The 5,643-nt window shown below is 42.4% G+C and carries 4 protein-coding genes; 1 reads left to right on the top strand and 3 read right to left on the bottom strand.

Annotated elements, in window-relative coordinates; translation table 11 throughout:
• Window positions 1–112: 112 nt before the first annotated feature.
• The gene (locus tag PN457_RS01700) at window positions 113–331 is read right to left on the bottom strand and encodes a polysaccharide deacetylase family protein (protein ID WP_271730898.1); all 219 of its coding nucleotides are present in this window, start codon (window positions 329–331) and stop codon (window positions 113–115) included.
• A gap of 171 nt (window positions 332–502) precedes the next feature.
• Here PN457_RS01700 and PN457_RS01695 point away from each other — a divergent pair, with 171 nt between their 5' ends.
• The gene (locus PN457_RS01695; RefSeq protein WP_271730897.1) at window positions 503–1,861 is read left to right on the top strand and encodes an NAD(P)/FAD-dependent oxidoreductase; all 1,359 of its coding nucleotides are present in this window, start codon (window positions 503–505) and stop codon (window positions 1,859–1,861) included.
• A gap of 108 nt (window positions 1,862–1,969) precedes the next feature.
• Here PN457_RS01695 and PN457_RS01690 read toward each other — a convergent pair whose 3' ends face one another.
• The gene (locus PN457_RS01690) at window positions 1,970–4,351 is read right to left on the bottom strand and encodes a ComEC/Rec2 family competence protein (RefSeq protein ID WP_271730895.1); all 2,382 of its coding nucleotides are present in this window, start codon (window positions 4,349–4,351) and stop codon (window positions 1,970–1,972) included.
• A gap of 196 nt (window positions 4,352–4,547) precedes the next feature.
• Window positions 4,548–5,435, bottom strand: a complete 888-nt coding sequence (gene glyQ, locus PN457_RS01685; RefSeq protein ID WP_271730894.1) for a glycine--tRNA ligase subunit alpha — start codon at window positions 5,433–5,435, stop codon at window positions 4,548–4,550.
• Window positions 5,436–5,643 lie beyond the last annotated feature (208 nt).

Raw genomic sequence — 5,643 nt, 5'->3', positions numbered from 1 at the left:
AGGGAACAGGGAACAGGGAACAGAGATTAAGAAGGAATATTCAGGCATTTTCTTCAATAACCAACATTATTTCCCTTATACGGTAAGCCTTTTCGGATTTTATCAAAACAATTTAGCATATTAGGTACTGAAGAACCAAAATTCTTTCCACTACTTCTACAGTATTATGGCGACTAGCATATACTCCCCCTTTCGCGACACCATCGGAGTCATGTAAAAGTATGATGCTCCCATTGTGAAAGCTTTTTTCAAATATATTCATCATTTCTCCCGCTGACTTACCTCGCCAGTCCTCTAAATCCACATCCCAAAATATAATGGGTTTTTGCATCTGCTTTAAAACATTAAGCATTGTCATCAGTTACAGCAAAGCAGATTTTTAGTAACTGAGATTACTTAAATTATTTTTTTAGATGTTCAAAACCAGCAGAAAAAATATGATAATTTTAATACAAATTTGTTAAGAATAGTTACAATACCGTAACGGAAGGAAATATTATTTATGGTAAATTCACTTGAGAATACCCCACCACATCAAGTGGTGATTGTTGGTGGAGGCTTTGGTGGACTGTATGCGGCCAAGGCACTTGCTAAGGCGAAGGTAAATGTTACCCTGATCGATAAACGTAATTTTCACCTATTTCAGCCGCTGTTATATCAAGTTGCTACGGGTACCCTATCACCTGCTGATATTTCCTCGCCATTACGCTCGGTGCTGAGTAAGAGCAAAAATACTCAGGTGTTGCTGGGGGAAGTAGATGATATTAATCCAGAGGCACAGGAAGTAATTATAGGGGAAAAAAGAGTACCCTATGATACGTTAATTGTGGCTACAGGTGCGAAGCATTCCTATTTTGGTCAGGATGAATGGGAAAAATTCGCCCCAGGTTTGAAAACCGTAGAAGATGCTATAGAAATGCGTCGGCGCATATTTTCGGCATTTGAAGCCGCAGAACAAGAAACAGACCCAGAAAAACGCCTAGCTCTACTGACCTTTGTGATTGTGGGTGGTGGCCCGACTGGTGTAGAATTGGCAGGGGCGATCGCGGAACTGGCGTACCAAACCCTCAAAGAAGATTTCCGCAATATTGACACTTCAGAAACGCAAATTTTACTGTTAGAAGGAATGGATCGCATCCTTCCACCTTTTGCGCCAGATTTATCCGAAGCTGCAGCAGCATCTCTCAAGGAGTTGGGTGTGGTTGTGGAGACCAAAGCCTTAGTAACCAAGATTGAAAATGATGTTGTTACCCTCAAACAAGGTGAGGAGGTCAGACAAATCCCGTCTAAAACTATTTTGTGGGCTGCAGGTGTCAAAGCTTCACCCATGGGAAAAGTCTTAGCTGAACGCACAGGTGCGCAGTGCGATCGCGCCGGGCGTGTGATTGTAGAATCTGACTTGAGTATTAAGGGGTATGATAATATTTTTGTAGTTGGTGATTTGGCTCATTTCTCCCATCAAAATGGCAAACCCTTACCAGGGGTTGCACCTGTTGCTAAACAGGAAGGAGAATATGTCGCGTCACTGATTCAAAAACGGCTGCAAGGTCACACCTTACCATCCTTCAATTACACCGACCACGGTAGCTTGGCAATGATTGGGCAAAACTCCGCTGTGGTGGATTTGGGTTTCATCAAGTTAAAAGGTTTCTTTGCATGGTTGTTTTGGCTATTGATTCACATCTACTTTTTAATTGAGTTTGATAATAAGTTGGTAGTAACCATTCAGTGGGTATGGAACTATATTACCCGCAATCGTGGAGCTAGGTTGATTACAGGTCAGCAGGTTTCTCTAAAAGTAGAAGTTGATGGGAGTACTCATTACCAACCATCAGTAGATAGGCGTCCAGTTAACGTTTAGCCTTTAGTGTGTTTAGGTTGGCTGCAATCGGGTGTTTTTCGGTGAAACCCCTGTAGAAACGTTCCCAGGAACGTTTCTATACCTAGATTTACCAATTGAGGAATTTGATCAAAAAAAGGTAGATTTACTTTCAGTTTGTTGAATAAAGGCCTCAAATTGATTATTGGGTGTCCATTGGATAGCGCCGTCATCTCTAGTAGAAAATAGCTGTGTCTGGTTTTGACTCAGATTAGATAAGGTTTTTGAGTCTAAATTAGTATAAGAGGCTATGGCCACCTGTGGTTGGAGCATTTGTACTAAATCTGACAAGGACTCAGGTCTACACCACAGTACTTGTGGACGCACTAGGCTACCTGCTTTGACTAGCTGTTCTACCTCCTGAGCCTTGACATCCCCCACCAATAGCCAATTCTGTCCTTGAATTTGCAGTTGTAAGACAGGTAACTGGTCATTAATTAACTGAGCAGTTACTGAACCAGTATTGACTATTTGACCAGGTGCTAAAGGTTGGTGTATTCCTTGTTGCTTTTGCACTTGCTGTTGAATTGCCTGATTAGCAATGTTGTCTGTGAGGTTGGCTGAATATTCATAAAAGTTATTTATTCTTATAGCTTGTAGTATTTCCAACCAAGCGCTAGTTTCCTGGTATTTTAAATTACTGCGTATTCCGCTGCGCTCAGTGCCAAAGGCGATCGCCGAATCTATGTGATTAATGCCCTGCTGTTGTAAAAATGGTAAAATTGTGAAGCGTCCAGTCCCCTGCTTTCCACTATTAATTAGTGTCACCTTTCCCCGATCCTGAATGACTACAACTGGTTGTTTACCTGCTGCTAGGACTGTGACCCTAAATAATGTATTGGCAGAATGCCAAAAGGGGATGAGTACCAAACCGATGGCCATGAAACTGGCCAATAACCAGCGTTTTTGCCACCAAGGTACTAGCCAAACCAAAATCACCAGTGCATATATTGCTAGCAATTGCCACGTAGATATACTACCCAAATTCAGAGAATTACCGGGAAAGCTTCTAAATAATTGTACTAATTTAAATAACCAGTCAGTAGGGTAATATAATAGTCCTGCTAAGGTGCTGCCACCTGTAGGCCAGAGTAATGCTGCTATGGCGCTAATAATCCCACCTATACTAATGGTTGCAATCAAAGGTGTGCTAATCATATTTAGTATTACACCGTAAGCAGGCATCACCCCAAATACAAAAAGTTGCACTGGTAAAGTCCAAATTGTCGCAGCCAGGGGAACGGCAATCAAGGAAGTGATGACCGGTGGTAACCAATCTAAGCGTTTTACCAATGGGGGAACTGTGACCACTAACCCTAGTGTGGCTAAAAAACTCAATTGAAAGCCTAAATCCCAAATCCATAGGGGATTAATTAACAATAATAAAGTGGCTGCTAATAACAGAGAGCCAAATTTTTTAACTTTTCTTTGTAATAGTAAACCCACTAAAGCCGCAAAACCCATAATTACCGCCCTGAGTACTGAAGGTTGGAACCCTGTTAAACTCAGGAAAATAATTAAGGCTAAACAGCCAAAAGTAAACCGCGTTCTCGCAGCTGCACGGCTTGTCAACTGCATTACCAAACCTAACACTAAAGAAACGTGAAATCCTGAAGCTGCTAAAGTATGAGCCAATCCAGCTTTGATAAACAAATCACGGATATCGTGGGGTAAATCAACTGCTTTGCTACCTAACACCATTGCACTTACCAATGGACCATGTGGAACACCCAGGCTTTGAGTGTGCGATCGCACAATTCGCTGCCGAACTTGCCACCATCCCCACGGACGTTGATTATACTCATCCAGGAAAGTAATCTGTCTTCCACTCAAACCCGCAAATATTCCTTGGTAATTGAGAAACTTCTGAAAATCGAAACCACCAGGGTTGTATGCTGTTCTTGGCTGGTATAAAACTCCCGTCACAGCAATTTGTTGACCGGGATATAACCCAGTAGCCTGGAGCAAGGGGACTGTTACATATAATTTTCCCGTCACACCTTTAGCCGCATCTAGCGGGCCAGCTTCATTCTTGACTTGATCAACCTGAGTAGCTGCTAATAAAAATTGTCCTCGTTGGTTGCGAGTTAAACGGGGGTTACTTATCACTTGACCACGAACCATCACCAGTTGTTGCTGATTACCATTATTTTCCGATACCAACAATGTACTAATATCTTGCGCTCCGGGTTGGGGCGATCGCCATTGAAAATATACAGTTGCTAATAACCCCACTAAACCGGCAACTAACCATATTCTAGAATGAGGAATATTAAACCAGATATTTCTTAATCCCTGAGTTGTATTGCCATCAGTTGGGTATTTTGTAGCTTTCCCTAATCTGCGTTTTCTCAACAGAACCGCTGCTACCATCCCTAAACCTAAAACCCAAAACCCACCCCAAGGTACCGAGGTAAACAACAACCCTAAAATAAAACCAAGACAGATAACCACACCACTCGTCGGAATCATAAGTCACTCGTCAAAAGTAAAGCAAACATAATAACTCTTTAGGCTCCCAAACTGGCTGATTTGCCCTCTTAGTTAGGACTGAGGCAAAAAAACCTCACTTTTTCAGGTTGAGTGTCCACTCTAACTCTCATTAGTCAGTGCAATCTGTGATTTCTTCTCAGTTTACCTGTGCCTCAGTCCTGTTATTGTTTTACATTCAAGAGCTACAAACCTTTATCCCCTTGAGTAAAGGAAAACCCAACTTTTCCCGTTGCTCAACATATAGATGAGCCACCTTCCGAGCCAAATGACGAATCCTGCCAATGTAACGAGTTCTCTCCGTCACCGAAATTACGCCTCTAGCATCCAGTAAGTTAAAGGTATGTGAACACTTCATAACATAATCTAGGCTGGGTACCACCAAACCACGCTCAGTTAATTGCCCAGCCTCCTGCTCATATAAATTAAACAGTGTTAACAGCAACTCAGGATTAGACCCTTCAAAGTTATAAGTACACTGCTCAATCTCACTTTGTAGGAAAACATCACCATAAGTGATGTTGTCAGTCCAAGCAATCTTAGTAATGGCTTCCACTTGCTGGAGGTACATCACCAACCGCTCTAACCCATAGGTGATTTCAATCGATACGGGACGACAATCAATTCCCCCACACTGTTGGAAATAGGTAAATTGAGTAATTTCCATCCCATCTAACCAAACTTCCCAACCAGTTCCCCAAGCACCCACCGTCGCATCTTCCCAGTTATCTTCCACAAATCGAATATCGTGGTCTTCGGGACGAATCCCCAGAGCAGACAAAGAATCAAGGTAAATTTCTTGAATATTATCTGGCGAGGGCTTAATCAGAACTTGATACTGATAATAGTGTTGAAAGCGATTGGGGTTTTCACCGTAGCGTCCATCAGTAGGACGACGGCATGGTTCAACATAAGCCACTGACCAAGGCTCAGGTCCCAAAGCCCTTAAAAATGTATGGGGGTTTTTAGTACCCGCTCCCTTCTCAATGTCATATGGTTGGGCAATTAAGCAACCACGGTCACCCCAAAACTGATGCAATAAACTAATCACAGACTGAAAATTCACGCTCTACCCTCCCTTAGTCAGCAACTGGCATACACTATTGTTGCCTACAACCTAGCACTGTGGCGAGTTTCAGAGAGATGAAAAAAAATCTGCAAAAATTAGAAAAAAAGAGTTGACAAAGCTAGAGACAGTAGCTATATTGGATAAGTGCCTGAGAGACAAGCGCTGCAAAGCGGAGTCCGAGGGAACACCGAACCATGAAAATATT

This window comes from Anabaenopsis arnoldii (assembly GCF_028331025.1).
GTDB lineage: Bacteria > Cyanobacteriota > Cyanobacteriia > Cyanobacteriales > Nostocaceae > Anabaenopsis > Anabaenopsis arnoldii.
This window is presented reverse-complemented; position numbering and strand designations above follow the sequence as displayed.

Excerpts from the sequence above, each read along its gene's own strand:
- PN457_RS01700 (WP_271730898.1), bottom strand. The coding sequence starts at position 331 with ATGCAAAAACCCATTATATTTTGGGATGTGGATTTAGAGGACTGGCGA.
- PN457_RS01695 (WP_271730897.1), top strand. The coding sequence starts at position 503 with ATGGTAAATTCACTTGAGAATACCCCACCACATCAAGTGGTGATTGTT.
- PN457_RS01690 (WP_271730895.1), bottom strand. The coding sequence starts at position 4,351 with ATGATTCCGACGAGTGGTGTGGTTATCTGTCTTGGTTTTATTTTAGGG.